The following is a 23636-nucleotide window of genomic DNA, read 5'->3' on the forward strand; positions in this document are numbered from 1 at the left end:
AACGATGACCCAAGCAAAGGCCCCGTCACAGACTGTCTTGTCGGTCCGCAATCTCAGCGTCGATTTCGATGTCAGGGGTCAATCCGTGAGCGTCTTGTCAAATGTTGCGTTCAGTCTGGATCGTGGCGAAACGCTTGGGATCATCGGTGAAAGCGGGTGCGGGAAAAGCATGACGGCATTGGCGCTGCTGCGGATGGTGCCGTCGCCGCCCGGTAAGATCAGTTCGGGGGCGGTTCTGCTTAATGGCGAGGATCTGTTGGCGGTTTCGAAAAAGCAGATGAATACTCTGCGCGGCAGAGAAATATCTATGATCTTCCAGGAACCGATGACGTCTTTGAACCCGGTCTATACCGTTGGCAACCAACTCGTCGAGACGATTCAGCAGCACCTGTCCGTCAGCGACGCAGAGGCCGAGGAGCAAGCGATTGCACTTCTGCGTTCGGTTCAGATTCCAGCCCCTGAACGACGCATCAAAGAGTATCCACACCAGCTTTCAGGTGGGATGCGGCAGCGGGTGATGATTGCCATGGCGCTTGTATGTGATCCCAAAGTTCTGATCGCAGATGAGCCGACAACGGCATTGGATGTCACGGTTCAAGCGCAAATATTCGACCTTCTGAAGGACATACAAAACCGAAACCAAACCAGCATCATCTTGATAACCCATGATTTTAGCGCCGTCAGAGCGATGGCTGATCGCGTTATCGTCATGTATGCGGGCTATAAGATCGAGGAAGGGACGCTGGATGAGGTGCACAACAGTCCAATGCACCCCTATACCCAAGGCCTGTTGCGCTCGATGCTCGAACTGAAACCGGACTCCTCGGGGTTCAGAGAGGTTCTGCCCGAAATTCCTGGGTCCGTGCCCGATCTGCGCAATCGCCGACCAGGTTGTCCTTTTGGCCCACGATGCGCCTCGGCCACGGCCAAATGCCACGAGATGCCCCCCAGTTTTGATCTCGGCGACAGGCGGTCCGTCATGTGTTGGCTCGCGGAAAACGAGGGCACGCGATGAGTGAACAGAGCGCCCCCAAACCGCTGATTAGGATCGAGGATCTGAGTGTTCACTTTAAGCTGAAACGCGATAACTGGTTTGCGGAGCCGGACGTTGTGCATGCCGTTGACGGTGTCAGTTTTGACATTCAAAGCGGTCAGACGCTCGGCCTGGTCGGGGAAAGCGGCTGCGGCAAAACGACGACGGGACGCGCTTTGTTGGGGCTGGTCAAATCTACGACTGGCCATGTGCTGTTTGATGACACCGATCTGAGCACCGTCTCGGGCGAAGAAATGTTTCCTCTGCGCCAACGGATGCAGATCATTTTTCAAGATCCCTATTCGGCGCTCAATCCACGCCAGACCGCGGGCGATATTGTGATGGATCCGCTGGTGGTGCACAACGTTGGCACCCCCAGCGCGCGCAAAGAGCGTGTCGAAGAACTATTTGCTTTGGTGGGGTTGCGCAAAAACCAGCTGTCGCTTTATCCGCATCAGTTCTCTGGTGGGCAAAGGCAACGGATCTGCATCGCAAGGGCGCTTGCCCTGAACCCCCAGTTCATCGTTTGCGACGAACCCGTGTCGGCTCTTGATGTGGCGATCCAAGCACAGATCCTGAACCTCTTGTGCAAGCTACAGGACGAACTCAACCTGACGTACCTCTTTATCTCTCATGATCTGGCTGTCGTGCAGCATATGTGTGATGAAATCGCGGTCATGTATCTTGGCGTGATCGTCGAACGGGCGGATCGCAAGTCCCTGTTCGAGAACCCGCGCCATCCCTATACCCGCGCGTTGCTGTCAGCGGTTCTCACAAGTGTATCTGGCGAAAAGATCGAACGCATCCGGTTGGAAGGCGACATCCCCAACCCGATCAATAAACCATCCGGATGCCGTTTTCGCACGAGATGCCCCTTTGCTCAGCAGGTCTGTAGCGAAGTGGAACCGGTGCTGGAAGAAAAGTCCCCGAACCACTGGGAAGCCTGCCATTTTCATACATCTCTCGACGTGACAGCCTAATTGGGTCTGAGAACGCGTCCGGAATCGATTTCCGTTCTTTGCCCATCACGCATAGAGATCCCACCATTGACCAGTACATGGGCAATGCCAGTTGCATATTTTCGGGGCGTCTCGACGGTTGCATGACTTTCGATACCCGTTGCGTCAAACACCGTGATATCGGCGCAGGCCCCCTTACGCAGGGTGCCGCGATCGCTGACCCCCAACCGCTCGGCTGGTAGGGACGTAATCCGACGAATGCCCTCTTGGAGTGACAAAATACCTTGGTCCCGCACGTAGTGGGCAAGGAACCGTGCGGCCCAGCCATACCCGGAGAGCGACCCGATATGATGTTTGAGGCAGCCATAGGGGGCAAGTGCTTGGGTATCAGAAATCACCGCGCATTGTGGCTGTTCCAGCGCCAGCTTGATATCCCCGTTGTCAAACGATTGCGAGGTCCACATCAGATGGTTCATCTGGTCGCCCTCTTCTTCCAGCAGCAGATCAAAGACGGCGTCATAGGGATGGGTGTTTCGGCGTCGGCCGATATCGTCAAAACTCATGCCGACCATGTCCTGATTGGCCTCCGATTGCATGAGAACGATCCTGTCCCAGCCATCAGAATTCACCAAACGCCACATCGGCCTCGGGTTCCGCTTTATCTTCTCGCGGATGGCGTTATCGTGCAGACGTTCACGGACCTTTTCGACACCACCCTCCTGAGCCCATTGCGGCAGGATTGCCATCACCCGGGTATGCGACCAATCGTGGGGGATGACATCGAACGCCACATCGACGCCATGTCCGCGGGCCTGTTCGCACATGTCGATGGCATGTTGCATTGCATAATCGGGCGCACCGAATTTGGGCTGAATATGCGAGATCTGCAGCCGGGCACCCGCCGCACGGGCCGTCGCCAAAGCCTCGCCAAATCCGAGATCGTAGAACAAATCCCGGTTGCGCACATGGGTTGCGTAAAGCACGTCGTGTTTGGCGGCGACTTTGGCCATATCAGCAAGCTGGTCGGGGCTTGCCAGGCTCCCCGGCCAATATTCCAGACCGGTCGAAAAGCCGTAGGCACCGCCCTCGATGCTTTCGTCCAACAGCGCAACCATATCGTCCATTTCGTCTTCATCAGCGGATCGCAGCGCGTCTCCGACAACCGCGCGATGGATGGTGCCATGCCCGACAAAGGCTGCGACGTTGACCCCAAGAGGCGTTTTGCCGAGATGGTCGAGGTAGTCGCCAAAAGATCGCCAAGTGGTTTCTACAGCACCGTCAATAAAGCCCGGTGCCATCAGGGCGATATCTGCGCTTGAACGGGCCGGGGCACATGAAACGCCGCACTGGCCCACCACCTCGGTTGTTACGCCCTGATGCACCTGGCTTTCCGCCCGGCCATTGGCGGCGAGGGTGAAATCAGAGTGGGTATGCAAATCCACAAAACCTGGGGATATCGCCAAATCGGATGCATCAAGAACATGCTCTGCGTCGCCATCGATCAAACCGATGTCTACAATCACGCCATCCTTAACGGCAATATCTGCCTTGAATGGATTGGCTCCGGACCCATCGTACACAGTGCCATTTTTGATCAAAACATTCAGCATTTTCACACCCTCTTGATGACTTTCGATACAATCGCAATTTGGCGCATGTGCTGCGCGCTTTGATCCAATACGCCAACCTTTCTTGATGCTAGCATGGCATGTGCTGCCCATGCAATTGGCCACGATCTTTGCCTGCGACTGTTCTACCGGGTTAGACTCCATGATCGTCTTTTGGCCTGATAGTTTCTTTGAATATTTCATCAAAATTTGCCGCATTAATACGGTATTGTTGCCCAGCCCGGCATAGTCAAGTTATCGGAGTTCCAGGTAGTGGGCTATTTTTTAATTTAGCTCAGATTGTTGAATCTCACTGAGAACTGATCCGGTAGCCTCATAAATTGTCACTGAGAATTGACCCATATGAACGACCGTGTTGCGCGGATCAATTTCGGCTCGGAACGCGCCCTACCCGAGGCGGATTTCAAGCGATGCGGGCGACCAAGTTTGGTCATGCGATTTAGGACGTGGGCGCCAATCTTGGCTTCGGTCTTCTGGTTATCGAAGCTGCGCGCCTTTAGCTTCGGCCGGATGACTGCTTTCCAACGACCCATGCATTGCCCGGCAGTGTATGCGGAGCATGCATGAGAGGAAGAGTTTCACCGCGGCTGAGCTGATTGTAGCCCGATGACGTCTGCCAGGCTATGCGTCCGTGCACCTCAATCTCGATGATATGGCTGATCGCGGACCGTCGGATTCCGGGCGCTGTCCGGGCTGAGGACCGCGTTTTTGGGAGGCGGGATCGTGACGTCGATCTCTGCACCAAAGCGCTCGACGAGGAGATCGCAGGTTAGGTCGCCATCTGGTTGTGTCGCAAACTTTGTCGTGAGGCGAGATGGGGCCTCGCTAGGATACAATTATCCAGCGAGCTCAGCAAACTGTTCAAAGCCGGACAACCCTGGTCGGTCGAATTGTCCTTTGCGGATCATGTGGGCGACTTCGATGCCCGCCAGAGTGGACGCGGCTGAATTGAACGATTTGAAGGTCTGCACTGAGCCGATTCTGTTGAAAAACTCTTGCTTGATCGGGTGGCTATTCGCTGATTCAATTTTCCTTAGCAACGGGGGTGATTTCGATGCTGGGACCAAAGCAAGAAGCACAAGGCGCGCTGTTTTACGAGTTCTCGATTGACGATCATGTGCCCCAAGATCACCTGCTGCGGTCAATTGATAGGTTCGTTGATCTAAGCGACATCCGCCAATACCTAGCGGACTTTTATAGCCACACTGGCCGCCCGTCCATCGACCCAGAACTGCTGATCTATTACCCGGCAGTGCATGTTTACATGCATGAGAGGGCGCATGCTGCTCGTGGGCTATTGTTCTGGCATCCGCTCGGAGCGCCGTCTTTGTGAAGAGGTGCATTTGAAACTGGCGTATCGTTGGTTTTGCCGCCTCGATCTATCTGATCCGGTGCCGAACCACTCGACGTTCTCCAAGAACCGGCATGGGCGTTTCCGGGAGAGTGCATTGTTGCGACACCTGTTCGAGAAGACCGTAGCTCGGTGCATCGCGGATGGCTTGGTGAGTGGCCAGCGCCTTGCGGCAGACGCCAGTTTGATCGAGGCAGATGCGAACAAACAAAACGCGACGCCGAAGGAAGATTGGGACCATAATGCCATCGATCCAAACGATGCGCCGCGTGCCGTGAAGGAGTATCTTGATGTCTTGGATAACGCAGCTTTTGGCGCAGCATCTGAGGTTGAACCCAAGTTCACGTCCCATTCTGATCCTGCAAGCCAATGGACGGCAGCCCGTAAAGGCCCTGCGTTCTTCAGTTATTCCACCAATTACCTGATCGACACGGATCATGCCGTGATCGTCGATGTGGAGGCCAGACGATCAATCCGGCAAGCAGAAGTCGGGTCTGTGCGCTCAATGTTGGATCGGGTCAAAGACACGTTCGATCTGCATCCCGAATGGATTATCGCCCCCTCTCATTGATTGCTTTGCAATCAACTGCCGGGCAATGGACACAGCTTACGGTTCCGGCCCGATGCTCGGGTGGTTGGTTGATCGCAAGATCGAACCGCACATTCCGGTTATGGATAAAGCGAGCCGCACGGATGGCACATGGTCTTGCGCGGACTTTGAATGGGATGCGGAGAATAACCAATACATCTGCCCGGAAGGCGAGCCGCTCAAGCAATTCCGGCGCAACTATTCTGACCCAAATCGTGGGCCAACCGGCAAAGGCGTCGCCAAGTATAAGGCCCTTAAACAGACGTGTCAGGCCTGTCTGTCAGAAATGCAATGCTGCCCGAATGCTGATGCGCGAAAAATTACCCGCGAAGAACATGAAGACGCCCGTCAGGTCGCCCGCGACATTGCCAAGACCAAGCAATACGCAATCTCAATGCGGCTGCGCAAGAAAGTTGAGATGCTCTTCGCGCATCTCAAACGCATCCTCGGGCTGGGACGTCCCCGATTACGTGGCCCATGCGGCGCAAATGACGAATTCCTGCTCGCCGCCACCGCCCAAAACCTCCGCAAACTCGCCAAGATCTTTCCTGCACCGCAGCAAATGCAAAAAGCCTGATAAGAAAGGCGCTCGCGCTCCATTTAGATCACCACTTCCTGCGCTCGCAACACGTTGTTTTTCCACAGAATCAGCCAATGCGGACCTTCAAATCGTTCCTGTCCGATGGCCGCGTCGCAATCGACAACAATCCCGCTGAGCGGGCTCTGCGTCCGATTGGAATAGGGCGGAAGAATTGGCTATTTGCAGGGGCCGACACCGGCGCGGAAACCCTCGCGCGCGCGATGACCATCATCGAAACCGCCAAGCTCAACCATTGCCCGACAGGCGATTTGCAAGGCAAATCTGCCGAGAGGGGTCGCGATCCGTTGGCCTGTCTCGCTGACATCCTGAACCGCATCCACGATCACAAGATCAACCGGCTCGATGAATTGCTCACGTGGAATTGGGAGCCGCTGGCTGCTGCCCATCCCGAAGCCGCTTGAGGGCTGCGGTGATCCATGTCTGCACCATCGACTACGTCGCCAAAATGCTGAACGAAGATGTCGCGCTTCCCGAAGCGATCATCTCCAACGACGACAACCTGACCTATGCCAACATCGTGAGCGTTTACCTCGGACCCCACGAAACAATCTCCGCACTGAAAGAGGACGGGGAGAAAGAACTGACGGACATGATCCGAGCCGCTCGTATCACCACCAAAACCTGGCATGAATTCCTTGACGACTTCGTCGATGACGCTGACCTTGTCAGCCGGATCAAGGTGCTGTCATCGCGGTAGCAATGGAGCGATTATGTTCCACTTTTTTTCGCAACCGCATCGAGACGACGTATTGTTTGGTTTTGGCAATGTCCTGGGCGACCTGACCGGCGTCTTCATGGTTTTAACGGGTGATTTTGCGGGCATCGGCATTTGGGCAGCATTTCATCTTTGACGGGCACGCCTGGCAAGTGTGCTTCAAGGCCTGATACTTGACCACACCCTTGCCGGTCGGACCACGGTTTGGATCCGAGCGATTCCGGCGAAACTGTTTCAATGGCTCACCTTCGGGGCAAACGTATTGGTTGTGCTCCGGGTCCCATGCAAAGTCAGCGCGAGACCATGTGCCATCTCGACGTCCAGACTGATCAAGGACCGGAATATGTGGTTTGATATCGCGCTTCACCAACCAATCCAGCATTGGACCAAATCCATAGGCAGCGTCCGCGATGAGCCGCTCAGGATCCAGATCAAATTGCCCTTTAACGCGGTCCAGCATCATGCGCACGGACCCGACCTTGGCTTGGCGCATTGATCTTGTCGCGGCGACATCCACGATTACGCTATGATTCGTGTCGATCAGGTAATTCGTGGAATACGCAAAAAAATGCTGGGCCTTTGCGTGCAGCGGTCCATTGGCTGGACGGGTCTGAATGAAATATGAACTTCGGTTCGACGGTTGGGGGCGGCTCCGAATGCTTCGTCATGGCACAGCAAAACGTCCACGGAAGTGCCGAGACCTTACGGTGAACAGCAGCTGGGCAATCCTGGCAGTAATACCGGTCTTTCCGTGCGATCATAATCCGCGCGTCCGATGTGATTTCCTGAAATATCATCGCCTGCAACGCCACCTCCGAAACCCCAGTCCTAGCTGCGATCAACGTCCCCTCCCCTGCCCAAAGACGTCACTCCAAATCGAACACGTCGCGACCGGACAAGCCAAGCTCGGCGAAAAATTCTGGCACTGTAACGCATAGAATATCGCCATTCTTGCGAGCCATGACGACAGCCGCTCGCCTGCTTCGGGAGGCAAGACAACCGGCAGCCGGCCAGGCTCTGTCACACCGGGTCTCCCAGAACCGCCTGCAATTTTCCGGCGCTTGAAACGTCGCCCGGTATGACCCGCTCCTCACCGCGCTTGATGGCGGCGATCGCCAGTTGTGACATCACCGATAAAATGCCGGAGGTGATACCGCCAGTGACACTCAGAATCTGTGTGAGCATCTTCTCATCGATCTGGCTTTCGCGCCGTAGCGGCAAGGTCCGTTGAAGCGTGCTGATCAATCCGATGACATCCTCCCCGTCCCGCCAGGGCGGCAAGGCGAAAGCCTCAAAGCGGCGGACAAGTTGATCGTCAGTGCGCAGCGCGTTACGTGCCTGCGCGGTGACGACACAGACCAGCGGCACGTGCAACTCGTTACCCAGAAAGCGCGGGCCATGTTCAGAAACCTTGCCTGCTCGCGGACCGTACCGGCTTTTAGGCTGTGGATCTCATCGATCACCAGTAGCCTAGGGCGCAGCTCGAATAGAAGCCACGGGGCCAGGCTTTCGCGCACGGCGAGCGTGGCACTTGACGGTTCAGAGGCACCAATGGCCGCAAGAATCTTGCATTAGAAACGGCTCTCATCCGGCCCTGATACTATCTAAACCGCAACGACCGGCATATGCAGCCGTCCGCTCGTTTCGTCAAAACTTACCGGATGATCGCGGGCGAACTTCTCGATAATCATCGTCTTGCCCATACCGCTTTTACCGACAATGAGCAGGTTCGGTATTCTGGCCCGTTCAGGGAACGACATCAACGTCTCCAGCGCGGCCTCGGCCCGAGGGTAGGAGACCCACCGGTCAGCTCGGATGCGGAGAATACGCGCTTTGGCGCTGAGAGCAGCCAGCTGGCGGGCTCATGATACAGGTACCTTGGGGTCGTCCTTATGGACGTCAGCGGCCTTTAGCGCGGCCTTCTGCTATCCTGCAATCTCGTCGTGTTTCTTGATTGGTCCGAATATCGTGTGTTCCATATCCCCTTGGGCATGGCTCGGTTATCTTGCAACGGAGCCATACTGCATTATGGATTCACAACGTTCAATTGTTCAGACAAATTGTTGGTGCGTTTGATACATAAGGCCGGACATCTGGGGTAATCGGCGTCGGACTCCCCACATTCGGCGCAAGCCAGGCGCTCGACAACAAGAACCGCAGGTTCTCTCAAGAACCCCGACCCTGCGTCCAACGACATGTGGTCAGGGCCAAAAACCCCGGATCGCGAGAGATCGATGGGATCTCTGCCGGATGGGCTTGCTCCACACCTGTGCTTTGGTCATAACTGCAAGGCAAGGACCAAAGGAAAAACCCATCATGCAGCAACCCCCAGAAACCAAAATCGTCGATAGTTTCCGAATCGCTTGCGATGGCGGCGAGGGCGCCTTGGGTCACCCGCGTGTCTGGCTACAAATCCCCAAGGACGTCGGATGGGTGGAATGTGGATATTGCGACTGCAAATATGTTCACAAGGATCATACGGACAAAGTCTGATCAATCGGTCCAACTTTGCCTGAGGTGGTCGGCCACTCATTTTCGATGATCCGAGCAGCCGCCCGAAACGGGCTGAACCCATCCGCATCAGACCTATTTTGTCTGGTTTGAACACAGCCGAAATATCTGGTGGATGCCAAGACAGACCATGCGGAAGTAATCCCTTCCGCCAGCACCCATATCAGGCCGGTGGGCAAAGTATGATTGCAGCGGCTGCCGCGATACGGGATAACATTGCTGAACATCCATAAATGACGATGAAGGTAGCCAAAATGAGCACAACATTCGGGAAAGGCCATCATCTTCATTTGATCGACGGGTCCGCGTTCATCTTTCGCGCCTATCACGCCCTGCCGCCTTTGACGCGGAAATCAGATGGGTTGCCGATTGGGGCCGTTTCCGGGTTTTGCAACATGCTGCAACGCTATGTGGAAACCAACACCGGCCCGGATGCACCGACCCATGTGGCGGTGATTTTTGATAAGGGCAGCCACACATTTCGCAACGACATGTATGACCAATACAAGGCCAACCGCGAGGCGATGCCCGAAGATTTGCGCCCGCAAATCCCCCTGACACGGCAAGCAACGATCGCGTTCAACATCGCCTGTGAGGAAAAAGAGGGCTTTGAGGCCGACGACATTATCGCCACGCTGGCCGTGCAAGCGCGTACGGCGGGTGGGCGGTGTACGATCATCAGTTCGGACAAGGATTTGATGCAGTTGGTCGGTGACGGCGTTGAAATGCTGGATGCGATGAAAAACAAGCGCATCGACCGCGACGGCGTTTTCGAGAAATTCGGTGTCTACCCGGATCGGGTTGTCGATGTGCAGGCGCTGGCCGGGGATAGCGTGGATAACGTGCCGGGCGCGCCCGGGATCGGGATCAAAACCGCCGCCTTGCTGATCAATGAATACGGTGATCTGGACGCGCTGCTGGAGCGTGCCGGGGAGATCAAACAGCCCAAGCGGCGCGAAACGCTGATCAACCACGCGGACCAAATCCGGCTATCGCGCCGCCTGGTGTTGCTTGATGAAAACACGCCGCTTGATTTTACACTGGATGATCTGGAGGTGCGCGAACCGGATGCGGATTTGTTGATGCCATTCCTGGCGGAGATGGAATTTCGCACGCTGACAAAGCGGATTGCCGATCAATTGGGCGTCACCCCCCCCGCGATTGAGGACACCCCCGCCACCGCACCGGATGCGCCCGAAGTGGCCGATATCCCCTTCGACAAGTCGGGGTATTCCAAGGTCAGCACAGGCGCGGAACTGCAAGAGTGGATCGACCGCATCTATGAACGCGGTTATGTGGCCGTCGATACGGAAACCACGGGGCTGAACGAAATGACCGCCGATCTGGTCGGTATATCGCTGTGCGTGGAAGCCGGGCAGGCCTGTTATATCCCGTTGATTCACAAGGCGTATCGGGGCGATGATCTCTTTGGATCAGATGATCTGGCCGAGGGGCAGATGCCCTTGAACGACGCGCTGGAAATGCTGAAGCCCATGCTTGAGGACCCGTCAATCCTGAAAATCGGGCAGAACATGAAATATGACGCCAAGATCTTTGCGCAGGTCGGCATCCATGTCGCGCCCATCGACGACACGATGTTGATGTCCTACGCAATGCATGGCGGGCTGCATAATCACGGGATGGATGCGCTGTCGGATCGGTATCTGGGACATACACCGATCCCGATCAAACCCCTCTTGGGCTCTGGTAAATCCGCAATTACTTTCGACAAGGTGCCGCTTGAGGACGCCGTCCCCTATGCCGCAGAGGACGCCGATATCACCCTGCGCCTGTGGCAAAAATTCAAACCAATGCTGCACCGCACGCAGGTCACGCGCGTTTACGAAACATTGGAACGCCCCTTGGTGCCGGTTCTGGCGCAAATGGAGCGTACCGGCATCAAAGTGGACCGTGATACATTATCGCGCATGTCCAACGCCTTCAGCCAGAGCATGGCCGGGCTGGAGGATGAGATTTACGAGATGGTCGGGCGTAAATTCAATGTCGGTTCCCCCAAGCAATTGGGGGAAATCCTGTTTGACGAAATGGGCATTGAGGGCGGCAAAAAGGGCAAGACCGGGGCCTATGCGACCGGCGCGGATGTGCTCGAAGACCTTGCAACAGAACATGAATTGCCGCGACGCATTCTGGACTGGCGTCAGCTGTCCAAGCTGAAATCCACCTATACGGACGCGTTGCAGGAGCATATCAACCCGGACACCGGGCGCGTTCATACGTCGTATTCGATTACCGGGGCCTCAACCGGGCGTTTGGCTTCCAACAGCCCCAACCTGCAAAATATCCCGATCCGAACCGAGGAAGGCCGGCGCATCCGCGAAGCCTTTGTCGCCGAGGACGGCAAGACGCTCGTTGCGCTCGATTACAGCCAGATCGAACTGCGTATTCTGGCCCATATCGCGGATATCGAGGCTCTAAAGCAGGCGTTCCGCGACGGGCAGGACATTCACGCCATGACCGCCTCGGAGATGTTCGATGTCCCGATGGAAAATATGACGCCCGACATCCGACGCCGCGCCAAGGCGATCAATTTCGGCGTGATCTATGGCATTTCTGGCTTTGGTCTGGCGCGCAACCTGCGCATTCCGCGCAGCGAAGCGCAGGGGTTCATTGATCGGTATTTCGAACGCTTCCCCGGAATCCGGACCTATATGGATGACACCAAGGCCTTTGCCAAAGAACATGGTTATGTCCAGACCCTGTTCGGGCGGCGCATCCACACGCCGAATATTGCCGCAAAAGGGCCGCATGCGGGATTTGCCGCGCGCGCCGCGATCAATGCTCCCATCCAGGGGACCGCGGCGGATGTCATCCGCAGGGCGATGGTCCGGATGCCCGATGCCATCGCCGATCTGCCCGCCAAGATGCTCTTGCAGGTCCATGATGAATTGCTTTTCGAGGTCGAACAAGGGGCCGAGGGCGCATTGATCAAAGCGGCTCGGGACGTGATGGAGGGAGCCGCAGATCCGGTTGTGAAACTGGATGTCACGCTGAATGTCGATGCAGGGCAAGGACCGAATTGGGCCGTGGCGCATTGACCCCGGCTCGATCGCTCAGGCCTCTGCGCGTACCAGTTTCGACACGATCCGGCGGGCCAGGGGTGACACAATCAATAGGGTCGGATAAGCGATGGACCAGCTGGGCAGCCAGTTGCTGATCCAGACGATAAAAAAATTATCGATCAGGCCAAGGCTTCGATAGGTCGCAATTCCCGAGACTATAAATGACATCAAGCCAGACAGAATGAAACCAAAGACAAAATGCTGGTATCTGGCGGGAAGCATCAAAAGCCTCCTCTGGCGTCACAGGAAATCTAGGATGCCAAAAAGGGGATTACATGCGCGTTAACGCACATATATCCCGCAGCCGCTGCAAGGCACATCATGACCGCAACGCGCGCAACCACTCCAGGCTATCCTCTGTGTGCGGGCCGGGGGCGTATTCCGCACTGACCCATCCGCCGTATCCATCCGTTTTCAAACACTCGAAAAGCCTGGTGAAATCCACCTCCCCATTGCCCGGCGTGACACGACCCGGCGCATCGCCGATCTGGATATGGCGCACCCAGGATTTGTGTTTTTCGTAGACCGCGACCGCATCGCCATGGATCATCTGGGCGTGGAAACTGTCAAACTGCAAAGCGACGTTGGGCGCATCAAGGTCGCGCAGGATATCGACGGTCAGATCATAGTCGTTGAGGTAGTACCCCGGCATGCTGTCTGCGTTCAGCGGTTCCAGCAGCAGTGTCACGTTTTCCGGAACCTCTTCGGACGCCCAGCGCAGATTATTGATCAAGGTTTCGCGCGCCGCAGCACCCACCCCTGGCCCGATCATCACGTGCAACATCGGGACGCGCAAGGCATCGCAGTACCGAAGCGCCCGGCGCATGTCGAAACGGAACCGGTCCTTGGCCTCGGGCACCGCCGCAAATCCGCGCGCACCGCCGGTGTAATTGGGCGGTGGCGCGTTCATCAAGATCATGGGCAATCCGGATTTCAGCAGCGCGCGCCGCGTATCCTTGGCCGGCATGTCATAAGGGAAAAGGACCTCGACACCGTCGAACCCGGCCTTCGCCGCCGCATCGAAACGGTCCAGATAAGGCAGCTCAGCCCATAGATGGCTCAGGTTGGCGGCGATTTTGAACATGGCACCTTAATCATTTGGTTTTTGAAGGCTTATCTCCGAGAGCGGCATGACCCAAGACGGGATTTGCCTTTGACGCTCCCACAAAACAACTTCACGCCGCACGTTGCCGATAAACCACGCCCGTTGTACCGGGCTCGCAGGGCCGCCATCACAAATCAAGGGAGTTCTGCGCTTGGAATGATCTGGAAAAACCGCCCGCTCGACCAGACCCCAAACCAACCATCGTGATGGGTGCCAAGATCGACCAGACGGTAAAAACTCTTACGGTCAATCAGCGCCTCCAATTCGGTGCGCACCAGCACATAAGGCGACGGCTCGCCGGTATCGGGATCGCGCATAACGCGGATCGGCAATGCTTCACTGGCAACGGCGGTGTCCCCGACCTGAGTGGTAAAACTCAACACCTGCGTGCGACCCTCGCCCGTTACCTCGAAATCGACGGCGACAAAGGGGGCATCATCCACGGCGATTCCAACTTTCTCGACCGGTGTCACCAGAAAGAAGTTTTTACCCTCTTTCTTGAGAATCGATGAGAACAATTTGACCAAACCGGGCCGCCCAATCGGTGTTCCTTCGTAAAACCACGTCCCATCGCGGGCAATGCGCATGTCGATATCGCCACAAAATGGCGGATTCCACAGGTGTACGGGCGGCAATCCGCGTGTTTTTACAGCAGTTAAGGATGCAGCAAGGCCTTCCGCCGAAGGTGTAACGGTTTTTTGTCCACTCATTGCTTTTGCCATTTCCCTTGAGCACGATAGAGTTACATCAAACATATAATCCTTTGGAGCACGTTGTCATGAGCGAAGCAGAAGACATGGTCACTGAAATCGAAGCGCTCGGCGAAAAGCTGTTAGCCGCGAAGCAGTCGATCACGCAGCGGTTCATCGGACAGGAACGCGTCGTGGAACTGACGTTGACCGCGTTGCTTTGCGGGGGACACGGCTTGCTGATCGGCCTGCCGGGCCTGGGCAAGACGCGCCTGGTCGAAACCCTCTCGACGGTCATGGGGCTGCATGGCAACCGGGTGCAATTCACGCCCGACCTGATGCCAGCGGATATTTTGGGCTCCGAAGTGCTGGACACCGCACCGGATGGCAGCCGGGCGTTTCGCTTCATTGAGGGGCCGATTTTTTGTCAGCTGCTGATGGCCGATGAGATCAACCGCGCCAGCCCCCGCACGCAATCAGCACTTTTGCAGGCGATGCAGGAAAAAACCGTCACCGTGGCGGGCGAAAACCGTGTCCTAGGCGTACCATTCCATGTGCTAGCGACGCAGAACCCGATTGAACAGGAAGGCACCTATCCGCTGCCCGAAGCGCAGCTTGACCGCTTTCTGGTGCAGATCGACGTGCTCTACCCCGACCGGGATACTGAGCGCGACATTCTGCTGGCGACGACAGGCGATGGGGAGGCCGTGTCCACCGAGATTTTCACGGCTGCGGAACTGTTGAGCGCGCAGCGGTTGTTGCGTCGCATGCCGGTGGGTGAAAGCGTCGTGGAGATGATCCTTGATCTGGTCCGCGCGTTTCGTCCCGACGAAGATGGCGTATCCCAGCAGGTGCGCGACACCGTGGCCTGGGGTCCGGGACCGCGTGCGGCCCAGGCGCTGATGTTGACCGTGCGGGCGCGGGCGTTGCTGCAAGGGCGGCTTGCCCCATCGGCTGAGGATGTCCTCAATATGGCGCGCCCTGTCCTAAGCCACCGGATGGCGCTGAACTTTGCCGCACGCGCACGCGGGGACAGTCTTGCAGATCTGATCGACACAACCGCGATGGAGCTTGCAGGCGCGAAGGCCGCCGCGTGAGCACATCCCCCGCCCAGATGTCTGACCAACCCACTGCTCTGCGCGCGGGTGCCGAAGAGCAGGCCGCAGCACTGCCCGCTCTTTTGGCGCGGGCCGAACATCTTGCGGGCGCGGTACTCTTGGGCGATCACGGGCGCCGGCGTGCCGGGATGGGTGATGATTTCTGGCAATACAGACCCGCCCAGATCGGCGACAGCCGTCGTATGATCGATCACCGCCGCTCGGCGCGCGGCGACCAGGAGTTCGTGCGCGAACGCGAATGGCAAATCGCGCAATCGGTGATGCTCTGGGTCGATCAGGGGGCCTCGATGCGGTTTTCCAGCGACGCGGGTTTACCGCTCAAAGCGGATCGCGCGCGTCTATTGGGCCTGGCCGTTGCCGTGCTGCTGGTGCGGGGCGGTGAACGCGTCGGGTTGACCGGCACGACCTTGCCTCCGCGACGGGGCAATGCGCAAATCCTGCGTTTGGCCGAGGCCTTCACGACAGATGCGCCTGATGATTACGCCCCCCCCGAACATCGCGCCATGATTCCATCGGCGCGGGCCGTGTTCATATCGGACTTCATGGGCGACATCGCAGAGGTAAAACTGGCGCTGACCAAGGCGGCTGATCGCGGTGTGCGCGGCGTGTTGATGCATGTTCTGGACCCCAGCGAAGAGGCGTTCCCTTTCCGCGGGCGCACGATTTTCGAGAGCGTCGGCGGTAGCCTGCGCCATGAGACCCTCAAGGCCAACGACCTCAAAAGCCGCTATCTCGAACGGCTGGGTGCGCGCAAGAATGAGCTGGCGAAACTCTGTGCGGTCACGGGCTGGCAATATGGCTTGCATCACACGGATGCCTCGGCGCAATCGGCGCTATTGTGGCTCTACCGCGCTTTGGATACGGGGAGCATCCGATGACCGTTCTGGGAGGCATTGGTTTCACCGCACCGTGGTTGCTCATGGCTCTGCTGGCTTTACCGATCCTATGGCTGATCCTGCGCGCGGTGCCACCTGCGCCCATCCGTCGCCGCTTTCCCGGCGTGGCGCTCCTGCTCGGTCTCAAGGACGATGAAACGGTCTCTGATCGCACCCCCTGGTGGCTTTTATTGCTGCGCATGCTGGCGGTTGCCGCGATCATTCTGGGTCTGGCAGGCCCGGTTTTGAACCCAAATGAAGATCAGGCACAGGGCACGGGCCCCTTGCTGATCGTACTGGATGGCAGCTGGGCCGGGGCCACAAGATGGGCCGAACAGGAAGAGGCGATTGCCGCGCAGCTCACCCGCGCAAGCCGCGCCGGGCGTACCGTATCTTTCCTTGATATGGCGCGCCCTGAACCGCCGGTTTTCCAGGCAGCAGATGCCTGGCGTTCACGGCTTCCGGGTTTCCGGCCCGCACCCTGGCAACCGGACGCCGCGCGCGCAGCACAGGCGGTTTCCTTTGCCGTAGCGGCTGATGGCTTTGACACATTATGGTTCAGTGACGGACTGGAGTACCCTGGGCGCGCAGATGTGCTTGCGGCCTTCGAGGCGCAGGGAACGGTAGAGGTCTATCAGACAGCTGCAAACGTCATCGCATTGCGGCCCGCCGGATTTGAGGATGGTGCGGTGCAAATCGCCGCCCTGCGCGCGGCCCCCGGTCCCGAGCGCGAGGTTACAGTTCAGGCACAGGGGCGCGATCCGGCGGGCAATCCGAGCATCCTGGCCACGGCCATCGCCACATTCGCGCAGGGCGAAACCATGGCCGATACGGCTCTGGCACTCCCTTCCGAGCTGCGCGCGCGCATCACACGGTTCGAGGTACAAGGCCAACGCTCTGCCGGGGCGAGCACATTGGCCGATGACGGGCTGCGCCGCCGCGAGATCGCACTGATTGCGGGGCGTGAAAACCGCGAGGGCCTGCAACTCCTGTCACCGCTGCATTATATTGAGCAGGCGCTATCGCCCAATGCGGATTTGATACGCGGTGCGATCAGCGATATTTTGCCCGCCAACCCCGACGTCATCGTTTTGGCGGATATTGCGACCCTGTCGCCCGCGGAAATGGAAGGCATAGGGGCTTGGATTGATCAGGGCGGCATGCTCGTGCGTTTCGCCGGTCCGCGCGTGGCCGCAAGTGACGTCAGCCGTATGGATGAGGATCCGATGATGCCCGTGCGTCTGCGCACTGGCGGACGGACGGTGGGTGGCGCGATGAGCTGGGGCGCACCCAAGGCGCTTGCGCCGTTTCGCGAAAGCTCTCCGTTTTTCGGCCTGCCCATTCCCGATGATGTCCAGATCACATCGCAGGTGATGGCGCAGCCCGACCCGACGCTTGCCGAGCGGGTGATCGCCGAATTGACTGACGGCACGCCGCTGGTGACCCGCAAAGCGCGTGAACAGGGACAGATCGTGCTGTTCCACGTGACGGCCACGGCGGATTGGTCGACATTACCGCTCTCGGGTCTCTTTGTGCAGATGATGGAACGTCTGGCAATCTCGACCTCCGCGGCGCAACCCGATGTCACGCAACTGGATGGCACCACGTGGACGCCGGAACTGGTGATGGACGGGTTTGGAACCCTGAGCGACGCTGGCACCTTGCCGGGGGTCCCCGGTCCCGACCTGCTCAACGCTCCCGCCGGACCGGATATGCAACCGGGAATCTATGCCTCCGGTGACCGCCGCCTTGCGCGCAACGTCGTGACAGCTGATACCGTATTGACGCCCGTGACCTGGCCTGCGAACATTCCCGTCAGAGGTTTCGCCGTGCCGCCTGAACAACCCATCGCGGGCTGGCTGTTGAGCCTCTCGATCTTGCTCTTGCTGGCCGATGTCGTGGCGTCGCTTGCCTTATCGGGACGTTTGCTGGGCCACATGAACCGCGCCGCAATGATCGGCTTGATCGCTGTCCTGCCTCTCGGCGTCACGCCCCCGGTCGAGGCCCAGACAACCGAGGAAGACGCCTTTGCGCTCAATGCAACCGCCGAGCTTGTGTTGGCCTATGTGCGCACTGGAAATACACGGGTGGATGAAATATCGGACGCCGGGCTGCGTGGCCTGTCCGATACCCTCTATTTTCGTACCTCGGTCGAACCCGCCGCCCCCGTCGGGGTTGATCTTGAAACGGATGAGCTTGCGTTTTTCCCTGTGCTCTACTGGCCCATTACCCTTGATCAACCGCGTCCCTCATCGGTGGCCTATGCAAAACTCAACGCCTATCTGCGCTCGGGCGGGCTGATCATCTTTGACACACGGGATGCGGATATCGCGCGCTTCGGCGCGGCCAGCCCCAATGGTCGCAAGTTGCAGGACCTTGCAGCACCCTTGGATATTCCCCCACTCGAACCGTTGCCCGCCGATCACGTTCTGACGCGCACATTCTATCTGTTGCAGGATTTTCCGGGCCGCCATGCCAGCCGTGACGTCTGGGTCGAGGCCGCCCCGCCCGACGCGGAGCAGGTCGAAGGCATGCCATTTCGCAACCTCAATGACGGGGTAACGCCGGTGGTGATCGGCGGCAATGATTGGGCATCCGCATGGGCGGTCAGCGCCTCCGGGGCCCCCATGGTGCCAATCGGGCGCGGCTTTACTGGCGAGCGACAGAGGGAGCTGGCCTTCCGCTTTGGCGTCAACCTTGTGATGCATGTGCTGACCGGCAATTATAAATCAGATCAGGTGCATGTGCCTGCATTGCTGGACAGGTTGGGCCAATGACCGGGAACATCATCTTTGATCCGCTGATCCCCTGGACGCTTTTGGTGGTTGTCGCCCTTGTCGCTTTGAGCGGTGTGATCCTTGCCGTGGTGCGCGGCCTGAATGGCTGGGCGCTGCGGGCGTTGGCGGCGCTGGTTGTTCTGGCCGCCTTGACGGGCCCATCCTACCAGCAGGAGGATCGCGCGCCCCTGACCGATATCGTGATGCTCCTGGAAGACAAAAGCGCCAGCCAGGACCTGTCGGACCGACCAAATCAGACGACATCCGCCGCCGACACGCTGGAGAAGCAAATCAACGCGCGCCCCAATACCGAAGTGCGCCGGATCACGGTACCAGATGGCGCGGGAGACGCGGGTACGCAATTGATGACGACACTGTCCAATGCCTTGGCCGAAGAACCCCGCGCCCGGATTGCAGGCATCATCGCGCTGAGCGACGGGCAGGTGCATGATACCGATCTACCGCTCGTACTACCCGCACCGATGCATGTGTTGCTAACCGGCAAGTCCACCGATTGGGACCGACGTCTGAGCGTGAAAAACGCGCCCGCCTTTGCGATCATCGGTGAACCTGTGACCTTGACGCTACGGATCGACGACATGGGCGCGGCCCCGACCGGATCGGGGATGGCACCTTTGGATATCTCGGTGGATGGCTCGGACCCCCAGAGCTTTCAGGTGCCCCTGGGCGAGGATATCGAGTTGCCCGTGACGCTGCCCCATGGCGGGCGTAACGTGATCCAATTCACTGTTCCCATGGCGACAGGAGAGTTGACGGATCGCAACAACACGGCCCTGATCCAGATGAACGGTGTGCGCGACCGTTTGCGCGTGCTTTTGGTGAGCGGAGAGCCCCATCCCGGCGGGCGGACATGGCGCAACCTTTTGAAATCAGACAGTTCCGTTGATCTGGTGCATTTCACCATCCTGCGCCCCCCGGAAAAGCAGGACGGCGTCCCGGTCAGCGAGCTTTCTCTGATCGCCTTTCCGACGCGCGAATTGTTCCTGGAGAAGATCGACGATTTCGATCTGATTATTTTTGACCGCTATAAGCGCCGCGGGATCCTGCCCGCGCTCTATCTCGACAACGTTGCAAATTATATCCGCCAGGGCGGTGCCGTGCTGGTGGCAGCCGGTGCGGATTTTGCCGGCGCGGACAGCATTTTCCGCTCCCCTTTGGGCTCCGTCCTCCCGGCGGCCCCCACGGCGCGCGTCTTGGACGAACCCTATCGCCCGGTCGTCACTGATCTGGGCGAACGCCACCCGGTCACGACGCAATTGCCCGGTGTCGGGGAGTGGGGCAGGTGGCTACGCCAGATTGACGTCTCCGAGACCGCTGGAAACGTCGTCATGTCGGGCGTGGATGATCGGCCACTGTTGATATTGGACCGTGTGGGCGAGGGTCGCGTTGCCCTGTTGGCGTCGGACCATGCGTGGCTGTGGAACCGGGGGTATGAAGGCGGTGGACCGCAATTGGAACTGCTGCGCAGGCTGGCGCATTGGATGATGAAGGAGCCGGAACTCGAAGAAGAATCCCTGACCGCAGACGCCACAGGCCAGAACATGCGGATCAAACGGCGTACGCTGGCCGAAACCGTGCCCCCGCTGAGCGTTACCGACCCCTCGGGCACCACCACGGAACTTACCCTTTTAGAAACCAGCCCAGGCGTTTTTGAAGGGAGCTTTGCGGGTCCGGAAATTGGCCTCTATCGCCTGAGCAATGGGGATAAAAATGCGGTCATCGGGCTTGGCCCGGCAGCACCGCGGGAGTTCGAGAAAACCATCGCGACCGCGGATATCATGGTTCCGGTACTCTCGGAGATGCGTGGTGGCATCCTGCGACTCGAAGAGGGCTTGCCGCGCCTTCGCAATGTGCGAATCGGGCGACCAGCGGCGGGACGTGGATGGATCGGCCTGACCCCCCGCGCCGCCTTTGAGACCCGTGATATCCGGCAAACCAACCTGCTACCCGGCTGGCTGGTCTTATTGCTTTCTGCGGGGTTGATTACGGCAGCCTGGCTGCGAGAAGGCCGCAGGTAGAGCGCCCACGGCTCGGATAGCAACGGGATTCGTAGCCAAAGCCGCCACGCATTAAGCAGTTATTCACCCTGTTGGTGGCACTCTTTGAAAAAGGATGTGAAACCCGGTGGTCGGATGAGTCTTGCCAACAAACTGGCGGAAGAACGCCGCGGCAGATTGGCCGCCGAACGTCTGCTTGAACTCAAGCAGGCGGAGCTTTTCGCGGCCAACCGCAAACTCGGGGCACATGCGAAAGCGTTGTCGCATGAAATCGTGGAAACCCGCGCCGAGGTCGCCACCGTTCGGAACGAGAATCAGCGCGTCAAATCAGACCTTTCTGCAGCACATCAGAAAATTGAATTGGTCGAGCGTCGGCTTTGGCATTCCATTGAAACCATCAACGATGGATTTGCATTCTTCACGCCGGATCTGGAAATGATCATGGCGAACCGCTCCTACCTTGCCGTTTTTGACAAGCTGGAAGAGGTAACCCCCGGAATCAACTATGTCACCATATTACAACTTCTTACGGATGAAGGTATCGTCAATACCGGTGATCTGAACCCCGCCGCATGGCGTCAAAAGATGATCGAAAGGGTCCAGAACCCCGAACCCGAATCCGTCGTGATCCGACTGTGGAACGGGGAATACATCAAGGTCATCGATCAGCGCGGGCCGGATGGCGACATTATCTCATTAGGGCTGAACATCACCGAAACGGTCAAATACGAAAAGAACCTGAAGGCCGCACGCAAGAGCGCCGAATCCGCAAACCGGGCAAAATCGGCGTTTCTGGCGAATATGAGTCACGAGATCAGAACACCCATGAACGGTGTCGTGGGAATGGCCGATGTGTTGGTGGATACCCCCCTGACAGAAGAACAACGGCTCTATGTAGATACGATCAAGAATTCCGGCGAGGCGTTGCTTGTCATCATCAATGACGTTCTGGATTATTCCAAAATCGAGGCGGAACGCCTGCAACTGCACCCTGAACCTTTCGACCTGGAACAGGCGATTCTTGAAGTGATCATGCTGTTGCAATCCTCCGCACGGGACAAGGGTCTGGTACTGACGCTTGATTACGGTATGCATCTTCCCTGCCGTTTCATTGGCGATCCCGGCAGGCTGCGCCAGATATTGACCAATCTGATGGGCAACGCCGTCAAATTTACGCAGAAAGGGCATGTGCTGATCAAAGTCCGCGGAAACGCAGATGCGGGCGGCACCAATTTCACACTATCCGTTACGGTCGAAGATACCGGGATCGGCATTCCGGAAGATATGATCGAACATGTCTTTGGCGAATTCAACCAGGTCGAAAATGAACGCAACCGTCAATTTGACGGGACCGGGCTTGGCCTGACGATTACCAAACATCTGATCAAGATGATGGGCGGAAAAATATGGCTTACCTCGGAAGAGGGCGTAGGGTCATGTTTCGGTTTCGAGCTCAACTTCGAGACCGCACCCGATGAAAAACCGCAAAATCCGGATTTGCCTGATGCCCTGCGGCATGTGATGATCATCGACGATTTTGAGCCCAATCTCAATATCTTGACGCAGCAGGTTGAGGCATTGGGTTTCAAAGCGACCGCCTGTCCGGACGCTGCAAAGGCATTGGCGCTCTTGGATCGTACTGTCGATGTGGTGCTCGTGGATCATATGATGCCGGTAATGAATGGGCTCGAATTTGCGCAGACGGCGCGCAAGGCCGGACATCAGATGCCGATTGTTCTGATCAGTTCCAATGTCGGTTACGCACAGGCAGACCCGGCAAAAGATGCGATCACCACAATTTCGCCACGCCCGTTTCCACGCCGAGAATTAATCAACTGGTTGTCTCTCGTGAAAGACTCCGGCTCCCCGCATGTTGATGAGGCCTCCGAGACGTCCCTTTCGCCTGGGTTTTCTCACCGGAAATCAACAGCCGAGACATCGTCCGTTGATGGGGTCAAAAAGACAGGGGAGGATTCAACTCCCGCGCAACCGATTGTGCAGCAAACAGATGAGAGGCGCATGCGCGTGCTCGCAGCAGAGGACAACAAGACCAATCAACTGGTTTTCCGCAAAATGCTCAAGGATTTCGATGTTGATTTGAAATTCGCCAATGATGGGCTGGATGCGGTCCAAGCCCATCAGTCCTTTGATCCTGATATTATCTTTATGGATATTTCGATGCCGCGAATGGATGGCAAGGAAGCGACCCAGGCTATTCGAAAAGCTGAGTTGGAGACAGGGCGTCATATTCCCATTGTGGCGCTAACTGCGCATGCCATGGAAGGCGACAGCAAGGATATTCTCTCTGCCGGACTGGATCACTACATGTCCAAACCGGTTCGTAAAGCGGAACTACACGCGCGCATCATGGAATACTGCCCGGTCGATGCCATAAACCCGAGACCCGAAACGCCCGATCAGGAAGCCGGATAGAGGTCAAACTCTATATCTCTGGCTCATTCGGTCGTGCCATCTGTATGCTTTAAGCCTGCGCCGATCCCACCCGGTCATATATCTGGGCGTCGTCAGAATTCAGACACGCCGTCGCCCAACATGCGATCAACCCGAGGCGGAAGTGAATTGGTTA

The 23636-nt window shown here is 57.7% G+C and carries 15 protein-coding genes and 5 pseudogenes; 12 read left to right on the forward strand and 8 right to left on the reverse strand.

The genetic code is table 11. The features are described 5' to 3' along the window. Window positions 1-4: 4 nt before the first annotated feature. Both ROLI_RS20910 and ROLI_RS20915 read left to right on the forward strand, forming a co-directional pair. A complete protein-coding gene (locus ROLI_RS20910) occupies window positions 5-1015 on the forward strand; it encodes an ABC transporter ATP-binding protein (protein ID WP_187432260.1) in 1011 nt (336 codons plus the stop codon). Then, on the forward strand, window positions 1012-2013 hold the full coding sequence (locus ROLI_RS20915; RefSeq protein ID WP_187432261.1) for an ABC transporter ATP-binding protein: 1002 nt from the start codon (window positions 1012-1014) through the stop codon (window positions 2011-2013). Before ROLI_RS20910 ends, ROLI_RS20915 begins: the two co-directional genes overlap by 4 nt. Here ROLI_RS20915 and ROLI_RS20920 read toward each other — a convergent pair. Further along, a complete protein-coding gene (locus ROLI_RS20920) occupies window positions 2010-3602 on the reverse strand; it encodes an amidohydrolase family protein (RefSeq protein WP_187432262.1) in 1593 nt (530 codons plus the stop codon). The two genes, ROLI_RS20915 and ROLI_RS20920, sit on opposite strands and share 4 nt — an antisense overlap. A gap of 854 nt (window positions 3603-4456) precedes the next feature. Beyond that, a pseudogene (locus tag ROLI_RS20925) lies at window positions 4457-4582 on the reverse strand (IS6 family transposase); the annotation flags it as partial. Between the two features lie 92 nt (window positions 4583-4674). On the opposite strand from ROLI_RS20925, the pseudogene ROLI_RS20930 reads away from it, so the two are divergent. From ROLI_RS20930 to ROLI_RS20940, 3 genes and pseudogenes are all read left to right on the forward strand, one after another. After that, window positions 4675-6137, forward strand: a pseudogene (locus tag ROLI_RS20930) (IS1182 family transposase). 86 nt (window positions 6138-6223) lie between these two features. Continuing rightward, window positions 6224-6562, forward strand: a pseudogene (locus ROLI_RS20935) (transposase); the annotation flags it as partial. An 8-nt stretch (window positions 6563-6570) separates the two neighbouring features. Then, the gene (locus ROLI_RS20940) at window positions 6571-6858 is read left to right on the forward strand and encodes a hypothetical protein (RefSeq protein ID WP_316247398.1); all 288 of its coding nucleotides are present in this window, start codon (window positions 6571-6573) and stop codon (window positions 6856-6858) included. Window positions 6859-6874: 16 nt separating this feature from the next. On the opposite strand, the pseudogene ROLI_RS20945 reads toward ROLI_RS20940, so the two are convergent. The 3 genes and pseudogenes from ROLI_RS20945 to ROLI_RS20955 all read right to left on the reverse strand — a co-directional run. Beyond that, window positions 6875-7514, reverse strand: a pseudogene (locus ROLI_RS20945) (transposase); the annotation flags it as partial. A gap of 382 nt (window positions 7515-7896) precedes the next feature. Continuing rightward, complete coding sequence (locus ROLI_RS20950) at window positions 7897-8244, reverse strand: TniB family NTP-binding protein (RefSeq protein ID WP_316247397.1); 348 nt, start codon at window positions 8242-8244, stop codon at window positions 7897-7899. Window positions 8245-8324: 80 nt separating this feature from the next. Further along, window positions 8325-8729, reverse strand: a pseudogene (locus tag ROLI_RS20955) (TniB family NTP-binding protein); the annotation flags it as partial. A 460-nt stretch (window positions 8730-9189) separates the two neighbouring features. Here ROLI_RS20955 and ROLI_RS20960 point away from each other — a divergent pair. Continuing rightward, the gene (locus ROLI_RS20960; protein ID WP_187428594.1) at window positions 9190-9369 is read left to right on the forward strand and encodes a zinc-finger domain-containing protein; all 180 of its coding nucleotides are present in this window, start codon (window positions 9190-9192) and stop codon (window positions 9367-9369) included. A 272-nt stretch (window positions 9370-9641) separates the two neighbouring features. Beyond that, complete coding sequence (gene polA / locus ROLI_RS20965) at window positions 9642-12443, forward strand: DNA polymerase I (protein WP_187428588.1); 2802 nt, start codon at window positions 9642-9644, stop codon at window positions 12441-12443. A gap of 15 nt (window positions 12444-12458) precedes the next feature. Here polA and ROLI_RS20970 read toward each other — a convergent pair whose 3' ends face one another. From ROLI_RS20970 to ROLI_RS20980, 3 genes are all read right to left on the reverse strand, one after another. Further along, entirely contained in the window at window positions 12459-12689 is a 231-nt protein-coding gene (locus ROLI_RS20970; protein ID WP_187428587.1) for a DUF2798 domain-containing protein, read from the reverse strand. A 97-nt stretch (window positions 12690-12786) separates the two neighbouring features. Continuing rightward, complete coding sequence (locus ROLI_RS20975) at window positions 12787-13551, reverse strand: hydroxypyruvate isomerase family protein (RefSeq protein ID WP_187428586.1); 765 nt, start codon at window positions 13549-13551, stop codon at window positions 12787-12789. 155 nt (window positions 13552-13706) lie between these two features. Further along, window positions 13707-14282, reverse strand: a complete 576-nt coding sequence (locus ROLI_RS20980; protein WP_187428585.1) for a DUF1285 domain-containing protein — start codon at window positions 14280-14282, stop codon at window positions 13707-13709. Between the two features lie 68 nt (window positions 14283-14350). On the opposite strand from ROLI_RS20980, the gene ROLI_RS20985 reads away from it, so the two are divergent. The 5 genes from ROLI_RS20985 to ROLI_RS21005 all read left to right on the forward strand — a co-directional run bounded on the left by ROLI_RS20985 (window position 14351) and on the right by ROLI_RS21005 (window position 23482). Next, complete coding sequence (locus ROLI_RS20985) at window positions 14351-15358, forward strand: MoxR family ATPase (protein WP_187428584.1); 1008 nt, start codon at window positions 14351-14353, stop codon at window positions 15356-15358. Between the two features lie 17 nt (window positions 15359-15375). Next, window positions 15376-16257 (forward strand): DUF58 domain-containing protein, encoded by an 882-nt coding sequence (locus tag ROLI_RS20990; protein ID WP_187428593.1) that lies wholly within the window; start codon window positions 15376-15378, stop codon window positions 16255-16257. After that, window positions 16254-19031, forward strand: coding sequence for a DUF4159 domain-containing protein (locus ROLI_RS20995; protein ID WP_187428583.1), 2778 nt, complete (start codon window positions 16254-16256; stop codon window positions 19029-19031). Before ROLI_RS20990 ends, ROLI_RS20995 begins: the two co-directional genes overlap by 4 nt. After that, window positions 19028-21070, forward strand: coding sequence for a hypothetical protein (locus tag ROLI_RS21000; RefSeq protein ID WP_187428582.1), 2043 nt, complete (start codon window positions 19028-19030; stop codon window positions 21068-21070). Before ROLI_RS20995 ends, ROLI_RS21000 begins: the two co-directional genes overlap by 4 nt. A 114-nt stretch (window positions 21071-21184) precedes the next feature. Further along, window positions 21185-23482: a response regulator gene (locus tag ROLI_RS21005; protein WP_187428581.1), complete on the forward strand. Its 2298-nt coding sequence runs from the start codon at window positions 21185-21187 to the stop codon at window positions 23480-23482. Window positions 23483-23636: the final 154 nt, after the last annotated feature.

The organism is Roseobacter fucihabitans, from assembly GCF_014337925.2.
In the GTDB taxonomy this organism is placed as follows: Bacteria; Pseudomonadota; Alphaproteobacteria; order Rhodobacterales; family Rhodobacteraceae; genus Roseobacter; species Roseobacter fucihabitans.